General features: G+C 42.4%; 10 protein-coding genes and 1 pseudogene. 4 read left to right on the top strand and 7 right to left on the bottom strand.

Annotated features, from left to right (window positions below; all coding sequences use genetic code 11):
* Positions 1–36 precede the first annotated feature (36 nt).
* Positions 37–702 carry a YigZ family protein gene (locus ACTQ1L_RS07565; protein WP_441366359.1) on the bottom strand — a complete coding sequence of 222 codons (666 nt, stop codon included), beginning with the start codon at positions 700–702 and terminating at the stop codon, positions 37–39.
* Between the two features lie 390 nt (positions 703–1,092).
* Between ACTQ1L_RS07565 and ACTQ1L_RS07560 the strand changes: the two genes are divergently transcribed.
* Positions 1,093–3,852 (top strand): transglycosylase domain-containing protein, encoded by a 2,760-nt coding sequence (locus ACTQ1L_RS07560; protein WP_441366358.1) that lies wholly within the window; start codon positions 1,093–1,095, stop codon positions 3,850–3,852.
* Between the two features lie 137 nt (positions 3,853–3,989).
* Here ACTQ1L_RS07560 and ACTQ1L_RS07555 read toward each other — a convergent pair whose 3' ends face one another.
* Positions 3,990–5,747, bottom strand: coding sequence for an ammonium transporter (locus ACTQ1L_RS07555; RefSeq protein ID WP_441366356.1), 1,758 nt, complete (start codon positions 5,745–5,747; stop codon positions 3,990–3,992).
* 201 nt (positions 5,748–5,948) lie between these two features.
* Positions 5,949–8,072 (bottom strand): glutamine synthetase III family protein, encoded by a 2,124-nt coding sequence (locus ACTQ1L_RS07550; RefSeq protein WP_321111360.1) that lies wholly within the window; start codon positions 8,070–8,072, stop codon positions 5,949–5,951.
* 328 nt (positions 8,073–8,400) lie between these two features.
* Between ACTQ1L_RS07550 and ACTQ1L_RS07545 the strand changes: the two genes are divergently transcribed.
* Positions 8,401–9,258, top strand: coding sequence for a tyrosine-type recombinase/integrase (locus ACTQ1L_RS07545; protein ID WP_441366354.1), 858 nt, complete (start codon positions 8,401–8,403; stop codon positions 9,256–9,258).
* 11 nt (positions 9,259–9,269) lie between these two features.
* Here ACTQ1L_RS07545 and ACTQ1L_RS07540 read toward each other — a convergent pair whose 3' ends face one another.
* On the bottom strand, positions 9,270–10,970 hold the full coding sequence (locus tag ACTQ1L_RS07540; protein ID WP_441366352.1) for an AAA family ATPase: 1,701 nt from the start codon (positions 10,968–10,970) through the stop codon (positions 9,270–9,272).
* 83 nt (positions 10,971–11,053) lie between these two features.
* Positions 11,054–12,421: a phosphoglucosamine mutase gene (gene glmM / locus ACTQ1L_RS07535; RefSeq protein WP_441366351.1), complete on the bottom strand. Its 1,368-nt coding sequence runs from the start codon at positions 12,419–12,421 to the stop codon at positions 11,054–11,056.
* 271 nt (positions 12,422–12,692) lie between these two features.
* Here glmM and istA point away from each other — a divergent pair.
* Together istA and istB are read left to right on the top strand one after the other, a co-directional pair.
* Positions 12,693–14,232, top strand: a pseudogene (gene istA / locus ACTQ1L_RS07530) (IS21 family transposase).
* A gap of 6 nt (positions 14,233–14,238) precedes the next feature.
* Entirely contained in the window at positions 14,239–15,015 is a 777-nt protein-coding gene (gene istB / locus ACTQ1L_RS07525) for an IS21-like element helper ATPase IstB (protein WP_321110154.1), read from the top strand.
* A 164-nt stretch (positions 15,016–15,179) separates the two neighbouring features.
* On the opposite strand, the gene wecB is transcribed toward istB, so the two are convergent.
* Both wecB and ACTQ1L_RS07515 read right to left on the bottom strand, forming a co-directional pair.
* The gene (gene wecB / locus ACTQ1L_RS07520; RefSeq protein ID WP_441366349.1) at positions 15,180–16,301 is read right to left on the bottom strand and encodes a non-hydrolyzing UDP-N-acetylglucosamine 2-epimerase; all 1,122 of its coding nucleotides are present in this window, start codon (positions 16,299–16,301) and stop codon (positions 15,180–15,182) included.
* 9 nt (positions 16,302–16,310) lie between these two features.
* A complete protein-coding gene (locus ACTQ1L_RS07515; protein ID WP_441366347.1) occupies positions 16,311–17,144 on the bottom strand; it encodes a glycosyltransferase family 2 protein in 834 nt (277 codons plus the stop codon).
* Position 17,145: the final 1 nt, after the last annotated feature.

The following is a 17,145-nucleotide window of genomic DNA, read 5'->3' as shown; positions in this document are numbered from 1 at the left end:
TTTTTTTAATTATTTCAACACCTATTCAGAACCTGTTTATTCTTCGAACAACAATACCTCACCATCATGTTCAGCAAATGTCACCTCATCGCCCCATTCCTGCTTTGCTGTGCCATTGGTCTGCTCTGTTATTATTTTTTCGATACGCTCCCTGTCAGCTTCCGGGATAACGGCTTTTACGAGTACATCTGCAGCATACTCAGTATCTATCACTGTGATTTTTTCCCGGGCAAACAGATACTGAAGCTTACCTATTCCGGTATAGTCTGTCCGGATAAGCAGAATGCTGCCGTCCTGTTTCTCTATTATATCACTGGCCAAAAGCCCCTGTTTAGTGGCCTGCTGGTACGCACGCACCAGTCCACCTGTACCAAGCAGCACTCCGCCAAAATACCGGGTCACAACAACTGCTGCATCGTGGATGTCTTCCTTAAGGAGAACATCGAGCATAGGACGTCCTGCTGTGCCTGCCGGCTCGCCATCATCCGAGCATCGTGTCAGCTCCTGTCTCTTACCTATCACAAATGCGCTGCAGTTGTGTCTGGCATCCCAGTATTTCTTTTTTGTTTCATTGATAAAGCTTACGGCCTCTTCCTCAGATTTAACCGGCTTCACCGTTGCTATGAATCTTGATTTTTTCTCTATTATTTCACCCTGGCCTCCCCTGTATACATAAAGGCGGCCATCACTGTTCTTAGACATATGCAATTCCTACTGTATCTTGATACTGTGTAATCTGTTTGTTTTACCGGATTGTAACTATTCATAACCACCCCACGCACATTCGCAAAACCGCACGATACTCGTGCTTTCTCGCTGCTACGCAGCTAATTTTGCTCATATGTGTGGGGGGGGGTGGCTCTATTCGAGCCACCTTGAGAACAAGAAAACCTGCTGCTTACATGCAAGCATGACGCATCAGCTTTTCTTGTCCTCAATGTTTCTGAATAGTTACTGAATTTTATTATATACTACCAAAGTAAATATGTAAATTGCATTTGGCATATAAGTTTGGTATAATTATTTTAAGTGTGTCTTATACACTTCAACAAATAAGATTTCAAATCTTTATAATGATAAGGAGGCCTATATATGAATTACGGCAAAAATGCTACAATGCTCCACCTCCGGAAATACGACTCAAAAAAGACAAAGCTATTAAATAAAACAAAAATTATTGTCCTCAAAGTATTTCTGATTGTTGTCATTGTCGCAGGCGCAGCCGGCATAAGCTCGGGTATCGGCATCATGAACGGAATTATCAGCTCCGCGCCTGATATTTCAAAGATTGACGTCACTCCCACCGGCTACTCTACCACCGTTTTGGCAGCAAATGGGGAAGAAACCGCCACTCTTGTAGGTCAGGGGGCAAACAGACAGTATGTTACTATTGATGAGATTCCATTGGACTTGCAGCATGCATTTGTTGCCATTGAGGACGAACGGTTCTACAAGCATAATGGCATCGACCTGCATGGTATCGGAAGGGCATTTCTTTCAGGATTGTCCAAAGGCAGCTTCACTGAGGGCGCCAGTACCATAACCCAGCAGCTCATCAAAAACAACGTGCTGACAAGCTGGACAAGCGAGACATCTTTTGTCGAAAAGCTACAGCGTAAGATTCAGGAACAGTATCTTGCGCTTGAGCTTGAGAAGAAGGTCAATGACAAGAACTGGATTCTTGAGAACTACATGAATTCGGTTAATCTGGGAGCTAACACTCTCGGTGTTGAGGCCGCATCAAAGAGATATTTTAACAAGGATGTTTCTGAGCTTACATTGTCTGAATCGGCTGTAATTGCCGGAATCACGCAGAATCCTTCCGGCTACAATCCTATTACGCACCCTGACAAAAATGCCAAAAGGCGTGAAAAGGTGCTGAATAACATGAAGGACCAGGGATACATCTCTAAAGCCGAGTATGATGAGGCCATGGCAGATAATGTCTACACAAGGATTGCCGAGTACAACACAAACAGCTCCGGTTCTGTCAACTCTTACTTTATTGATGCTCTCATTGAAAACGTGCATGATGACCTTAAGGAGGCCGGCTACACCGATACAGAAGCCTACAAGCTCATTTATCAGGGTGGACTGACCATCAAATCGACACAGGACCTTGCTATGCAGACCATATGTGATGAGGAGGCAAATAATCCGTCCAACTATCCATCCGATGCAAAGTATTCGTTCCAGCTTTCCTTCGAGGTCAAAAAGTCAGACGGTTCATTCAAGACCTACACGAACCAGACCATGCTCTCTTTTTATAAGAAGAAAACCAACAATGATGATTTCAGCATCAACTACTCAAGCCCTGATGAATGTAATGCAGCTATTGCACAGTACGAGCAGGATGTACTTGAGGCGGGCGATTCCATTGTGGAGGGCTCAGAAGCTGTCAATATCACACTGGAGCCACAGGTTGCCATGACAGTCATAGACCAGAGCACCGGCGAGGTAAAGGCTCTGGTAGGAGGACGAGGTGACAAATCCGGCAACAGGACATGGAACAGGGCTACAGATACATGTAGACAGCCCGGCTCTACATTCAAGATAATCGGCTGCTATGCTGCCGCTCTTGATGCAGGTGGCAAAACCCTTGCATCCGTGCAGGATGATGCACCATTTACTGTAGGTTCAAAAACCTTCAACAACTATGACAAATCCTTCGGAGGTTTTACCTCCATCCGATGGGCAATAACAAAGTCCATCAATATTGTAACAGTCAAAACCTTACAGGATATCGGGGTTGAGCTCGGTTACAAATATGCAGAGGATTTCGGTATTTCAACTCTCACCGATTCCGACAAAAACCTGTCACTGGCGCTAGGCGGTCTAACAAAGGGTGTCACAAACCTTGAGCTCACAGGTGCATATGCTACTATAGCCAACGGCGGAGTATATTTAGAGCCAAAGTTCTACACTCAGGTTCTTGACCACGATGGCAATGTATTACTTGACAAAACTGATACACAGGACTCACGTACTGTAATCAAAGATACTACAGCATGGCTTCTTACAGATGCCATGAAGGATGTTCTGACAAACGGAACCGGAAAGCTGGCGCGCTTTGACAGCCAGATAGCCCAGGCAGGTAAATCCGGTACCACAACAAGCAACCGCGACTGCCTGTGGGCAGGATACACACCATACTACACATGTGTCGTATGGGGCGGCTATGATGACAACTCAAAACAGTCCGGCAAGCTCACATCCTACCCTAAGAATATATGGAAGAATGCCATGAGCAGAATCCATGACGGACTTGAAGCCAAAGACTTTGTACAGCCGGATGGCATAACAAATGCCACGGTATGCAGCAAAACAGGACTTCTTCCTTTAGTAGGAATATGTGACAATGATCCACGAGGATCAATGCTGACAACAGAATATTTCGATAAGGACACTGTACCGACAGACAACTGCGACCACCATATTTCACTTGAAATTTGTGCAGATTCGGGAGCTATTGCCAGTCCATATTGTCCGAATAAAACATCAAAGGTATTTATAACAGGCGCTGTATCAGGCAGCCCTGAGTATGAATTCATGGCAGATGATACGTTCATGAATACTGTATGTACATTACATGATGCAACATCGCTGATTAACAGCTCACCAACCACCACGGATCCTACCAATTCCGGTGCGACACCGGGCAGTACTGACGGCACTGCGGCTGGAGCACAGACAGGTGGAGCCGAAACTGGTACCGGTGCTGGCTCAGGTGCTAGTTCTGGTGGTTCCGGTTCTGGTACTGGCGGCTCCGGTACTGGCACTGGCGGTTCTGTAGCCGGTAGTTCCGGTTCTGGTATTGGCACTGGCGGTTCCAATTCCGGTGCTACTCATTAATCATAAATGAGGAGCAAAATACCTTTTGACCCTCATATCATATAATACAACTTCACAAAAGCAAAACCCCCAAGGATCATATCCTCGGGGGTTTTTGTTGATGTATATATGCTAAGGGGATTAGATAATAATTTGCATTACTCTACATCCTGTAATGCCTCAATTCCTTCCTCGCCTGTACGAACCTTGACAACCTGTGCCACGTCGTAAACGAAGATCTTGCCATCTCCGATATGTCCGGTGTAGAGAGTCTTCTTAGCAGTCTCAATAACCTTTTCTACCGGAATCTTGCCAACGATTACCTCAACCTTAACCTTTGGAAGTAATGTCGCATCAAGCTCAGCTCCACGGTATTTCTCGCCGGCACCCTTCTGGATACCACAGCCCATAACCTGTGTCACTGTCATTCCTGTTACACCTAAGTCATTCATAGCCTTACGAAGCTTGTCGTACTTTGTAAGCTTTGAAATAATAACAACCTTGTGGATACCGCTTGCTGAAGCCGGTGTTGTTGCATTTACAACAGGCACTGCTGCATCCTTCTTTGCCTGAGAAGCTGTTGCATACTCTGAAGAACCAAGGTCTGTATTTTCATTGACATCCATAACATCACCTGATACATCCATGATAGCAAATCCTGCATATGCTGATGGAAGACCATGCTCTGTTGGGTCAAGTCCTACGATTTCCTCTTCCTCTGACACTCTAAGTCCCAATGTAGCCTTGATAACAAGGAATACGATTGTAATAGTAACTACTGTCCATGCTGCAACAGAAACAAATCCTGTGAGCTGGAGTCCTAAAAGCTTAAATCCACCGCCGTAGAAAAGTCCTACGAGCTCGTCACCCTTTGAATCAGCAATTGAATATCCAGGAGCACTGTTTGTGGCAAAAAGACCAACAGCGATTGTTCCCCAGATACCATTCATCATATGTACTGCGACAGCACCTACAGGATCGTCGATATGAAGCACATAGTCAAGTAACCATACACCGAAGCAGACAAGAAGTCCTGCTACAGAACCGATAATGATAGCACCGAGTGCATCTGTTACATCACAGCCTGCTGTGATAGCTACAAGTCCTGCAAGTGAAGCATTCAGACACATTGACACATCAGGCTTGCCATATTTGAGCCATGTGAAAATCATACAAACTAATGTTGCAAATGCAGGTGCGATTGTTGTTGTTACAAAGATAGAACCAAGCTGCTCTACTGATTTTGCTGCTGCACCGTTGAATCCATACCAGCCAAGCCAGAGAATGAATACACCGAGTGCACCGATTGTAATGTTATGACCCGGAATAGCGTTAACCTTTGTAATATTTCCGTTTTTATCCTTTGTAAACTTTCCGATACGAGGTCCAAGAATTGCAGCTCCTACAAGAGCACTGATACCACCAACCATGTGGATGGCACATGAACCTGCGAAATCATGGAAGCCAATCTGTGAAAGCCAGCCACCGCCCCAGATCCAGTGAGCCTCGATCGGGTAAATAAGTGCTGAAATAACTCCTGAATAAATACAGTAGGAAATAAATTTTGTTCTCTCAGCCATAGCTCCTGATACGATAGTTGCTGTTGTCGCACAGAAAACCAGGTTGAATACAAAGTTTGACCAGTCAAAATCTTTGTAAGATGTAAAGATGTCAAATCCCGGCTTACCGATGAAACCAAGAACATCTTCACCTAATAAAAGTGAAAAACCAATCAGTATGAATACAACTGTACCAATACAGAAATCCATGAGGTTTTTCATAAGGATGTTACCGGTATTCTTTGCTCTGGTAAAACCTGCTTCTACCATAGCAAAACCTGCCTGCATCCAGAAAACCAATGCTGCTCCAATAAGGAACCAGACTCCGAAAATTACTCCACTAATCTCTTCTGTCATAGTTATGTCCTCTCTTTCCTGTTTTTTCTTTCATTTTCTCATTTTATCGAAAGTAAAATTTATAAAAAAATAGAGACACTTCACCAATTTCCACAGCTTCGTGGTTCAGCAAAATGTCTCCATTTTATTATTATGTTAAATTAAATCATATATGCCGCTCTAAACAGCTTTCCGTAAACTTTGGGCCTTAAACCACAAGGATTAAACCTCGAAGATTAAATCGCCGTATGATGGCATTGGCCACATCTCTTTGTCGACAATCATCTCAAGCTCATCAACCGGAGCACGAAGAGCATCCATAGCAGTCTTTACAACATCTCTGTAGTAAACAGCCTGCTCTCTGCCCTCTTCCATAGCACCGGCCTTTGCTGTCTCATCCTTAAGCTTTGCAAGTGCAACCTGTGCATCTGAGAGAAGAGCTGAGCTCTCTGTAAGAAGCTCTGACTGAACAGATACGTCTGCATCAGCAACTGCACTCTTAACTGAGTTAACTGACTGTGCAAGTGATGTAACATACTTGATAACTGCAGGAATAATCTGCTTTCCGGCAATATCAATCATAGCCTTTGCTTCTATATTAATAGTCTTTGCATATGTCTCATACTCAATCTCGGCACGGCTCTCAAGCTCTGTCTTTGTAAATACACCGAACTTCTCGAATGCTGCAACTGACTCAGGAGCAACGTATGCAGGAATTGCATCTACCATAGACTTGATGTTTGGAAGTCCACGTCTCTCTGCCTCAGCTACCCACTCATCTGAGTATCCGTTTCCGTTGAATACGATTCTCTGGTGCTCTACTGCGTAATCCTTGATGAGATCATGTACAGCGAGTTCAAAGTTGTCTGCCTTCTCAAGTATATCACAAGCGTCTGAGAATGCCTCAGCAACGATTGTATTGAGCACGATGTTGGCCTGTGCAACAGAATCCTGTGAACCAACCATACGGAACTCGAACTTGTTTCCTGTGAATGCGAATGGTGATGTACGGTTACGGTCTGTAGCATCCTTCATGAAATCAGGAATTGTCTTAACACCTGTCTCAAGCTTCTCACCCTTTAAGCTGTGTGTAGCTGTACCTGTTGAGATAAGCTGGTTCAATACGTCTCCGAGCTGGTCTCCAAGGTAGATAGAAAGGATTGCAGGTGGTGCCTCGTTGGCTCCAAGTCTGTGATCGTTTCCTACATCTGCTGCTGCCGCACGAAGAAGTGCTGCATGCTCGTCGATTGCCTTTAATATACATGTGAGTACAAGTAAGAACTGTACATTGTCATGAGGTGTCTTGCCAGGCTCAAGTAAGTTGATACCATCATCTGTTGTGATTGACCAGTTGTCATGCTTTCCTGAACCGTTAACTCCTGCGAATGGCTTCTCATGAAGTAAGCACTGGAGTCCGTGACGGCCTGCCACTTTCTTGAGTGTCTCCATGATGAGCTGGTTGTGGTCAACAGCTACGTTGCACTCAGCATAGATAGGTGCAAGCTCGTGCTGTGCAGGTGCTACCTCGTTGTGCTGTGTCTTAGCTGAAACACCAAGCTTCCAGAGTTCCTTGTTTACATCTCTCATGTAAGCTGCGATTCTCTCACGGATAGCTCCGAAATAATGATCATCCATCTCCTGTCCCTTTGGAGGCATAGCTCCGAAAAGTGTACGTCCTGTGAAGATGAGATCCTTTCTCTGTAAATACTTCTCACGGTCTACGATGAAGTACTCCTGCTCAGGTCCGACAGAAGGTGTAACCTTCTTTGATGTTGTATTTCCGAATAATCTAAGAAGTCTCAGTGCCTGATCGTTAATTGCTTCCATTGATCTAAGAAGAGGTGTCTTCTGATCAAGAGCCTCGCCTGTGTATGAACAGAAGGCTGTTGGAATGCAAAGTGTTGCGCCTGCTGCGTCCTGTCTGACAAATGCAGGTGATGTACAATCCCAGGCTGTATATCCTCTCGCCTCAAATGTAGCACGAAGACCACCTGATGGGAAAGATGAAGCATCCGGCTCACCCTTTATTAACTCTTTTCCTGAAAAGCTCATAAGTACTTTTCCGTTTGGCATTGGAGAAGTGATAAATGAATCATGCTTCTCAGCAGTAACGCCTGTAAGTGGCTGGAACCAATGTGTATAGTGTGTTGCACCCTTCTCAATGGCCCATTCCTTCATCTCGTGTGCGATAACATCAGCAGTCTCGAGATCTAGCTCCTTTCCTTCGTCCATAACCTCATGGAGCTTCTTGTAAACCTTCTTTGGAAGACGCTCCTGCATAACTGCATCGTTAAATACGTTCTCTCCAAAGATGTCTGCTACGTTGAAATATTCCTGTTCGCTCATATCTTACATCCTTTCTGTTCATCAATCCCCTTGAGTGAATTGTTATTTTCAAATAATGTTTAAACAGCTGCACAACATATAAACTCGAATATTCTTGTTTTATGCCGGACTTCTTAGTTTATTAAAAAAGAGGGCACTCCATCTATGGTGGAACGCCCTCGTTCATTTCGCTTAACATTATTTCTGAAATTAAGATACTCCTTTGAGCATCAAAAATCAAGTGTTTATATTAAAAAAATTAAGTTTTATAAAATTTTACTACAAGATATAAATATTTTGTAAAGTAGTATGTGCAAAAATACCAAACATTTTAGAAAGGGAACACCACATGACAGCAAAAGAACAACTCATAATAACCGATAACAGTCTGGAGGACTACCGTAAAATACTGCAAAATGAGGAAAAGAAGTCATCAACAATAGAAAAATATATACGCGATGTAAAAAAGCTGCGCGACTTTGCAAAAGGACAGCCTATCACACAGGAGCTTCTGATAAACTACAAGCAGCATCTGCAGTCCTCAAACCTATATACCACATCAAGCATCAACTCATACATAGCCGCCGCCAACAATTTCTGCAGAACGATGGACGCACACCTGCTGCATATAAAAATGCTCCGCACACAGCACTGCGCATTCACCTCCATACAAAATGAGCTGAGCATGCAGGACTACACTACCTTGATAAAAACAGCCCTCACACAGAACCGTACCCAGCTTGCCATGATAATAGAAACACTCGGAAGCACAGGCATCCGAATAAGCGAACTCAAATATGTGACAGTCGAATCACTGCACACCGGAATGACCTCCATATCCAATAAGGGAAAAATACGTCAGATACTATATCCACAAAAGCTGATATATACGCTGCTTAATTACTGTAAAAGCAAGGACATTCTCTCCGGCTGTGTATTCAAAACAGCAGGCGGAAAGCCACTCGACCGCAGCAACATCTGGCACTCCATGAAAAAGCTCTGTGACTCCGCCGGCATAGATTCCGCAAAGGTCTATCCTCATAATATACGTCATCTGTTTGCCCGCTGCTTCTATGAGCAGACCAACGATATAGCCAAGCTTGCAGATGTGCTGGGACACAGCAATATAGAAACCACACGTATTTATATCAAGACCTCCGGCAATGAGCACAGAAGGCTGCTGGATGGAATGGGGATGGTGGTGTAGGAGAGATGAGCTTACAGCTTCTCTCCCACCACCCTGCACCGCTTCCTGCAAAAAGCAATGCCATAGGCTAAAATATCACATCTGTCCTCATCACGCAGAGCCTCATCATATCTCTTGTCCTTAATCTGCGCCATAGCAGCATCACACGCTGCGTCAAGCCCCTTAATCTCCTTCGCATACTTCACCTCAATGATGATACCTGCATCAGGATCCTCCGGCTTGATTAAAATATCACTGAAGCCATCACCCGACTCACGATTAGACTTGATAAGCCAGCCCGGATTGCTGCCCCGCAGCAGCCCAAGAAGCAGTCCATGATAAAAATTCTCCTTCATATCATCAGGTGCCTTGGTGTCCAGTATGCTAATCATGCGTCCCATCACGATATTGAGCTGCCTTGCAATCTGCTGCTCATCCTTATCAAGGATAGCTCTGGATAAAAGCTTCATCGTGTCATTTTCATTAGCTACAACAGCCTTGAACCATTCCTGAATCTGGAGTACAAATACCTCTCGTACCTCCTTATTTGGAATGACAAGCTTATACGCATAGCTCTCACTGTCAGGCAGCTTCACCTCACCGATTTTTGTGAGGTAACCTGTTGTAAAAAGTACACTCCAAATATTATCGATACTGTTATCAATCTCATCGTAGGTCAGGTCCAATCGGATGACTTTCTCAATCGCCTCACCGGCAATGAGACGCTCAATCTCGTCCTTCGTAGACGAATCAGCCCTGTTGATAAGACGTCTCACCAGACTGTTTCCGCTGCTGTTAATCCAATATGTCTGTGGCTTTGCGTCGCTGTCATCACGCAGATGGTCGACATGATTTATTACATCCCACGGACAGTAAACATCAGCCCTGCCGAAATGATATCCGTCATACCACTCCTTTATCTCATCAAAATGCGAATCCATTCCATAGTCAGACAGCAGCTTTCTTACATCCCCATCAGTAAAACCAAACTGCTCATCAAATCTTGAATCAGTAATTGACATGACCTTGAAATTATTAAGCCCTGTAAATATACTCTCCTTTGAAATACGAAGACAGCCTGTGAGCACGGCAAACTGTAAAAACTCATTGGTCTTAAGCGCCTGACCGAAAAGACCTCTGATGAGAGAAACCATCTCCTTGTAATAACCATTCTGAAAAGCCTTGTCCAGAGGGACATCGTACTCATCTATAAGGATAACTGCCTTCTGTCCAAAATGCTTAAACAACAGCTTTGAAAGCATACGTATACTGTCCTCAATATTATCATAACTGCCCTGAAGCATCTTTATAAACAGCGTTCTGTCCTCATCAGTCAATGCATCACTGGTCTTCAAATAATAATGTCTGTCAAACTCATTTTTTAAAATAGCACACAGCATACGTCTTGCAGTAGTAAAATCTAAACCATCCACACCCTTGAGCGACAGAAAAATGACAGGATACTTCCCCATATACTCGTCACAAAGCTCTTTGTTGCCTGAAATATATAAACCGTCAAATAAAGACTTATCCGTGCCTATCTCAAAGAAGCTTTTTAACATGCTCATATTAAGAGTTTTTCCAAAGCGGCGTGGACGAGTAAAAAGAGTCACCTTTCCCCAACCCTGTAAGAGCTGCTCAATAAGCCTTGTCTTGTCAATATAATAGAAACCCAGTTGTCGGATTTCCTCAAAATTTTCAATTCCAACCGGTAAATTCAAAGTATTCGCCATAAAAGCCTCCAAAAAATAATCCGCTATACCATATGAATAGTATAGCGGATTTGCCCCTCAAATACAATTTAATTTGTTCAGCTCTACTTCAGCTTATGTACCACCATATCAACATACTTTCTGCAGATATCCTCGCTCTCAGCCTCAACCATCACGCGGATAACAGGCTCTGTACCTGATTCACGCACCAAAATACGGCCTGTGTCACCAAGCTCTGCTGTCACCTGCTCAATCGCTGCCTGCACATCAGGATTTGCAAGAGCCACTGCCTTGTCGGCTACGCGCACGTTCTCAAGCACCTGTGGATAGATTGTGAGTCCATCACAGAGTTCACTCAGCTTCTGCTTTCTGGCAAGCATGACCTCCATCATCTTAAGACTGGTAAGAATACCATCGCCTGTGGATGCATACTTTGAAAAAATGATGTGTCCGGACTGCTCACCGCCGATACGGCAACCGTTCTGCTGCATATATTCGTACACATACTTGTCTCCAACAGCAGTCTTGGCATAGCCTATTCCAAGCTCATCGAATGCCTTGTACAGACCAAAATTGGACATAATTGTGGTCACAACAGTATTTGTAAGAAGCTTGCCCCTATCCTTCATGTAGCGACCGTATATGTAGAGAATATGATCACCTGTAATGACATTTCCCAACTCATCCACACAGAGACAGCGGTCCGCATCACCATCATATGCAAAGCCAACATCAAGGCCGTTATCTACCACAAACTTCTGCAATCCCTCAATATGAGTAGACCCGGCATCGTTATTGATATTGAAACCATTTGGCTGAGCATTGATCACATAACACTTGGCACCGAGCGCCTCAAAAATGGACTTGGCCATATTCCATGAGCTTCCGTTGGCACAGTCGAGACCGACCTTCATACCCTTGAAGGAATACACTCCGAGCGAAATAAGATAACCCATATAGCGGTTGCGGCCAGCCACATAATCAACAGTGCAGCCGATGGCATCCTTGTGAGCAAAAGGAATATCCTCCCACTCCTGCCCGAAAAGACGAAGCTTTCCATCAAGATAATCCTCCACAAGGAGAATAGTCTCCTCATCCATCTTCTCACCATTGCTATTGATAAGCTTAATGCCGTTGTCATAATACGGATTGTGGCTCGCAGAAATCATGATACCGCAGTCAAAATCATCTGTCCTGGCAACATAAGCCACAGAAGGTGTGGTGGTAACATGCAATAGATACGCGTCTGCTCCCGAAGCTGTCAGACCGGAAACCAGTGAATACTCGAACATATAGCTGGAGCGCCTGGTGTCCTTTCCTATAACAATCTTGGCCGGCTCATCAAGCTGCTTCTGTTTCTTGAGTTCACCGTAATACCAGCCTAAAAATCTGCCGATCTTATAGGCATGTTCTGCTGTTAAATTTACGTTGGCTTCGCCACGGAAGCCGTCTGTACCGAAGTATTTTCCCATTTGTATGGTCTCCTTATATATAATTCTATATATTTAATAGCTCAAATTTATTTGTACTTAAAAAGCTCTGTAAACTATAAAATTTAACCCGTTTATTGTTAATATTCATTATAAATGAATAATCTGCGCCCAAATGAGCCGCCTGTCCGGCGCAAGTGAGCCGCGATTCCGTTTTGCCATGAGCCATCATTCCGGTCACAATGAGCCACTTGTTTTATAATAGAATAATACACAATTGTTGTGTAAATCTATTATGAAGGAGGTCACCATTATGACCAGATACCGTGAAATCCTAAGATTATCCAGCTTGGGATTTAGTAACCGGAACATAGCATTGAGTGTTCCTTGTTCAAGAAATACCGTAGCAAAGGTCTTAAAACGAGCACAAGAACTAGATATCTCTTGGCCATTGGAAGACAATCAAACGGATGAAGTTCTTGAAGGAAGGCTTGTTTTATCCAAAACAAAGCGACCGCTCTCAAAAGCGTATGCCAGACTACGACTACATCCACAAAGAACTACTCCGCAACGGAGTAAGTAAAAAACTCCTGTGGACTGAATACATGGAGGATTGCCGTGCCAACGGCGATGAGCCGCTTATGTATTCTCAATTCTGCTATCACATCCAGCAGGATGAGCAGAAACGACGTGCTACCATGCACATCAATCGAAAACCCGGTGAGCAGGTTGAGGTTGACTGGGCAGGTGATCCTGCAACAATCATTGACCCGGATACCGGTGAAATCCTAAAGGCTTACATATTCGTTGGTGTAATGACATACAGCCAGTATGCATATGTGGAAGCCTTTCTGGATATGAAGCAGAAATCATGGATCACAGCCCATGTCCATATGTACGAGTTTTTTGGCGGTGTTGCCAGAATTCTCGTACCGGATAACTGCAAGACAGCAGTTGTTCACAATGGTGGTTGGAAAGACCAGCAGATCAATGAAACTTATCAGGAAATGGCTGAGCACTATGGCACAGCTATCATCCCTGCCCGTGTCAGGACACCAAAGGATAAGCCGAATGCTGAAGGAACAGTAGGAAATATTTCTACCTGGATAACAGCAGCACTCCGGAATGAACAGTTCTTTTCTCTTGCTGAATTAAACCGTGCAATCAGAGAAAAACTGGAACAATTCAACCGAAGGCTCTTTCAAAAGAAAGAGGGCAGCCGGCTGGACTTATTCCTTGAAGATGAAAAGCCGTTACTTTCGCCATTACCTGCTACCCGCTTTGAACTGAGTGACTGGAAGACAGCCACCGTCCAGTTCAATTATCACATATCTGTGGATGGAATGCTATACTCAGTTCCATATGAATACATCAAAAAGAAAGTTGATGTAAAGGTAACAGATACCACCATTGAAATTTTCTACAACCATAACCGCATTGCTTCCCACCGCCGTCTGAAAGGACGCCCCGGGCAGTACAGCACCATTACGGAACATATGCCGGAAGATCATCAGAAGTATCTGGAGTGGAATGGCGACCGCTTCCGCAAATGGGCTGAGCGGATTGGCATAAATACGTACACTGTGGTCAATGCAATACTGACCTCCAAACGTGTGGAACAACAAACTTATCGGAGCTGCATGGGACTTTTGAAGCTTACTGATAAATACTCAGAAGCTTCGCTTGAAGCCGCTTGTAAAAAGGCATTATCCTATACAGCTTCGCCCAGTTACAAGAGTATCAAAAACATCCTTGTAACTGGTTCTGTAAAAACGGAACCAGAATCATCCGGATCAAAGACCACACATAAAGCACACGGCATTACTAGAGGTGCCGACTACTATCGGAGGTAATCACATATGACAAATCAGAGTACAATAGATAAACTTATTGAAATGCGTCTTACCACAATGGCAGATGCATTCCGTAACCAGCTTGACGATCCTAAATTCAAGGAAGTTCCTTTTGAAGACCGCTTTGGAATGCTGGTAGACATCGAATACAGTAATCGCAAGAATAACCGCCAGAAGCGTCTTATCCGCAATGCCGGATTCGACCAGCCAGAAGCAAGTATCATGGATATCAACTATACTTCCGGACGCAAACTGAACAAGGATCTTATAAACAGACTTGCCACCTGCGAATATATATCTGAACACCGGAATCTTTTTATTACCGGTGCAACAGGCTGTGGTAAAACATACATGGCATGTGCCTTCGGTATGGAAGCATGTAAGCAGTATTACAATACCAAGTATGTCCGTATGCCGGACTTACTTATGGATCTGGACATTGCCCGTTCTGAGGGCACTTATCGTAAGGTAATGGCTAAGTATGCCAACCCGGTGCTTCTCATTCTAGATGAATGGATGCTTCTCAAACCAACTGATACAGAACAGAAAGATATCTTTGAATTACTTCATCGGAGACGTAAGAAATCATCAACTATCTTTTGTTCTCAGTATGTATTCGAAGAATGGTACGATCAGCTTGGAGGTGAAGCAAGTCCTCTTGCTGATGCCATCATTGACCGTATTGCCCATGACAGCTATCAGATTAACATCACAAGCATTGATGCTGAGCATGACAAGTCCATGCGTGAGGTATACGGCCTGAATAAATCACTACGAGAGTAATATCCTCATTAAAGTGGCTCATTCCGTCTGGACAGGTGGCTCACGCCACCCCGGACGGGCGGCTCTGCCGCACAAGAATATTCAATAAACTTCTATATGTAATCAATCTGATAATTTATATTTTTGTATACTATATATAATAATTGTCCGTTGATACACCAACACTATTTACATACATTCCAGGCTACATACTCTTTTCCTTCTAAAATATCAGCAATTCTCTCACATGCATGACCATCTCCATAAGGATTACAAGCATGTGCCATCTTATTATATGCATCCTGATTTTCTAATAATTCTTTAAAATTATTATAAATAGTCTCTTCTTTAGTTCCAACAAGTCTAAGCGTTCCAGCCTCTACCCCTTCTGGTCTTTCAGTTGTGTCTCGCATAACTAGAACTGGTTTACCATAAGAAGGACATTCTTCTTGAATACCGCCTGAATCAGTTAAACATAAATGACACCTAGCCTCAAAATTGTGACAATCAAACACTCCTATTGGTTCTATAATATGAATTTGATTACATCCACTTAATTCATCTTTAGCTGCTTTTCTAATAACAGGATTCATATGAATCGGATATATTGCCTTGTATTCTGGATACTCTTCAAGAACTCTTCTTATAGCACGAAACATGTTATGCATAGGTTCCCCAATATTTTCTCTCCTATGTGCTGTGATAAAAATAAACTTAGCATCTCCAATCCATTCTAATTCCGGATGTGTATAATCAGCCTTTACTGTATGTTTCATAGCGTCAATTACAGTATTTCCTGTAATATAAATATTATTTATATTTTTACCTTCTCTAATAAGATTATCTGCAGCTCTCTGTGTCGGTGCAAAATTATACTGTGAGATAATTCCAACCGCTTGCCTATTAAATTCCTCTGGAAATGGTGAATAAATATTTTTAGTACGTAATCCCGCCTCAACATGTCCAACTGGAATCTGCAAATAAAAGCAGGCCAATGCTGTTGAAAATGTCGTAGATGTATCGCCATGTACAAGTACGATATCTGGTTTTTCCTTTTCAAGTACAGCTTTAATATCATTAAGAATATTAGTTGTAATATCAAAAAGATTTTGTCCTTGTTTCATTATAGAAAGATCATAATCTGGAACAACATTAAAAGTTTCAAGTACTTGATCTAACATTTGTCTATGCTGACCCGTAACACAAACAAGTGTTTGAATTTTTTTTCTTTTCTTTAATTCATTAACTAGTGGGCACATTTTAATTGCTTCTGGTCTGGTTCCAAAAACCAACATTACTTTTTTCATATTTGATTTCTACCTCTTTCTAATAAGCTTTTTGATATTATCCTTAATTCTCTTTTTTAAAATATCTTTTTTTTCTTTTTCTTTATTTATTTTTAAATAATATGCATTTGATATTTCAAAATACGAATTACTTATTTCTTTATTGATCTTATCCTCAATGTCTTTATCAGAAATATAATTTAAATTTTCTTTAAGTAACATGATATTTCTAAGTTTCACATCTTCTAAACGTTTAAAGCCTAAATTATTTCCATGATATCGTATTTTATAAAGCACCTCTGGAATATATGCAAATTTAAAACTTCTATATGCTCTAAGCCAAAAATCATAATCTTCGACTAAAAACTTATTTGTATCATAGCCATTTAGTTTTTCATGTATTTCTTTTTTATATAAAAAACTTGCTAACACAATATTTTTATAATAGATATCATCCAAGTCCCTCCATATCGGCGTTTTTCCAGTAACTTTTCCTTTAGAGTCAATAGTATCGCATCTCGAAAAAACCAAATCAACATCTTTATTTTTTAGCGTTGAAATCATAATTTCCAATGCATTAGATAACATTATATTATCATCGGAAGTCCATGTATAATAATCTCCTTTACAATTTGAAAATCCAATATTTAACGAATTAGGTAGTTTTTGATTTTTATCGTTATTTATTAATTTGATTCTTGAATCTTTTTTCATATATTCATTAACTATTTTCACTGAATCATCAGTAGAACAATCATTTACAATAACCAACTCAAAATCTCTATATGTTTGTGTCAAGATACTTTCAATTGATTCTCTTAAAAATTTTTCTCCATTATATACAGGTAACACTATTGATATCATA

Origin of the sequence: Agathobacter sp. LCP21S3_B2 (assembly GCF_052118705.1) — a bacterium.
Taxonomy (GTDB): Bacteria; Bacillota; Clostridia; order Lachnospirales; family Lachnospiraceae; genus Roseburia.
The sequence above is the reverse complement of the archived record's forward strand: the minus strand, read 5'-3'. Positions and strand labels throughout refer to the sequence as shown.

Bases quoted from the DNA above. Each gene is read 5' to 3' on its own strand.
- ACTQ1L_RS07565 (WP_441366359.1), bottom strand. From the start codon at position 702: ATGTCTAAGAACAGTGATGGCCGCCTTTATGTATACAGGGGAGGCCAG.
- ACTQ1L_RS07560 (WP_441366358.1), top strand. From the start codon at position 1,093: ATGAATTACGGCAAAAATGCTACAATGCTCCACCTCCGGAAATACGAC.
- ACTQ1L_RS07555 (WP_441366356.1), bottom strand. From the start codon at position 5,747: ATGACAGAAGAGATTAGTGGAGTAATTTTCGGAGTCTGGTTCCTTATT.
- ACTQ1L_RS07550 (WP_321111360.1), bottom strand. From the start codon at position 8,072: ATGAGCGAACAGGAATATTTCAACGTAGCAGACATCTTTGGAGAGAAC.
- ACTQ1L_RS07545 (WP_441366354.1), top strand. From the start codon at position 8,401: ATGACAGCAAAAGAACAACTCATAATAACCGATAACAGTCTGGAGGAC.
- ACTQ1L_RS07540 (WP_441366352.1), bottom strand. From the start codon at position 10,970: ATGGCGAATACTTTGAATTTACCGGTTGGAATTGAAAATTTTGAGGAA.
- glmM (WP_441366351.1), bottom strand. From the start codon at position 12,421: ATGGGAAAATACTTCGGTACAGACGGCTTCCGTGGCGAAGCCAACGTA.
- istB (WP_321110154.1), top strand. From the start codon at position 14,239: ATGACAAATCAGAGTACAATAGATAAACTTATTGAAATGCGTCTTACC.
- wecB (WP_441366349.1), bottom strand. From the start codon at position 16,301: ATGAAAAAAGTAATGTTGGTTTTTGGAACCAGACCAGAAGCAATTAAA.
- ACTQ1L_RS07515 (WP_441366347.1), bottom strand. From the start codon at position 17,144: ATGATATCAATAGTGTTACCTGTATATAATGGAGAAAAATTTTTAAGA.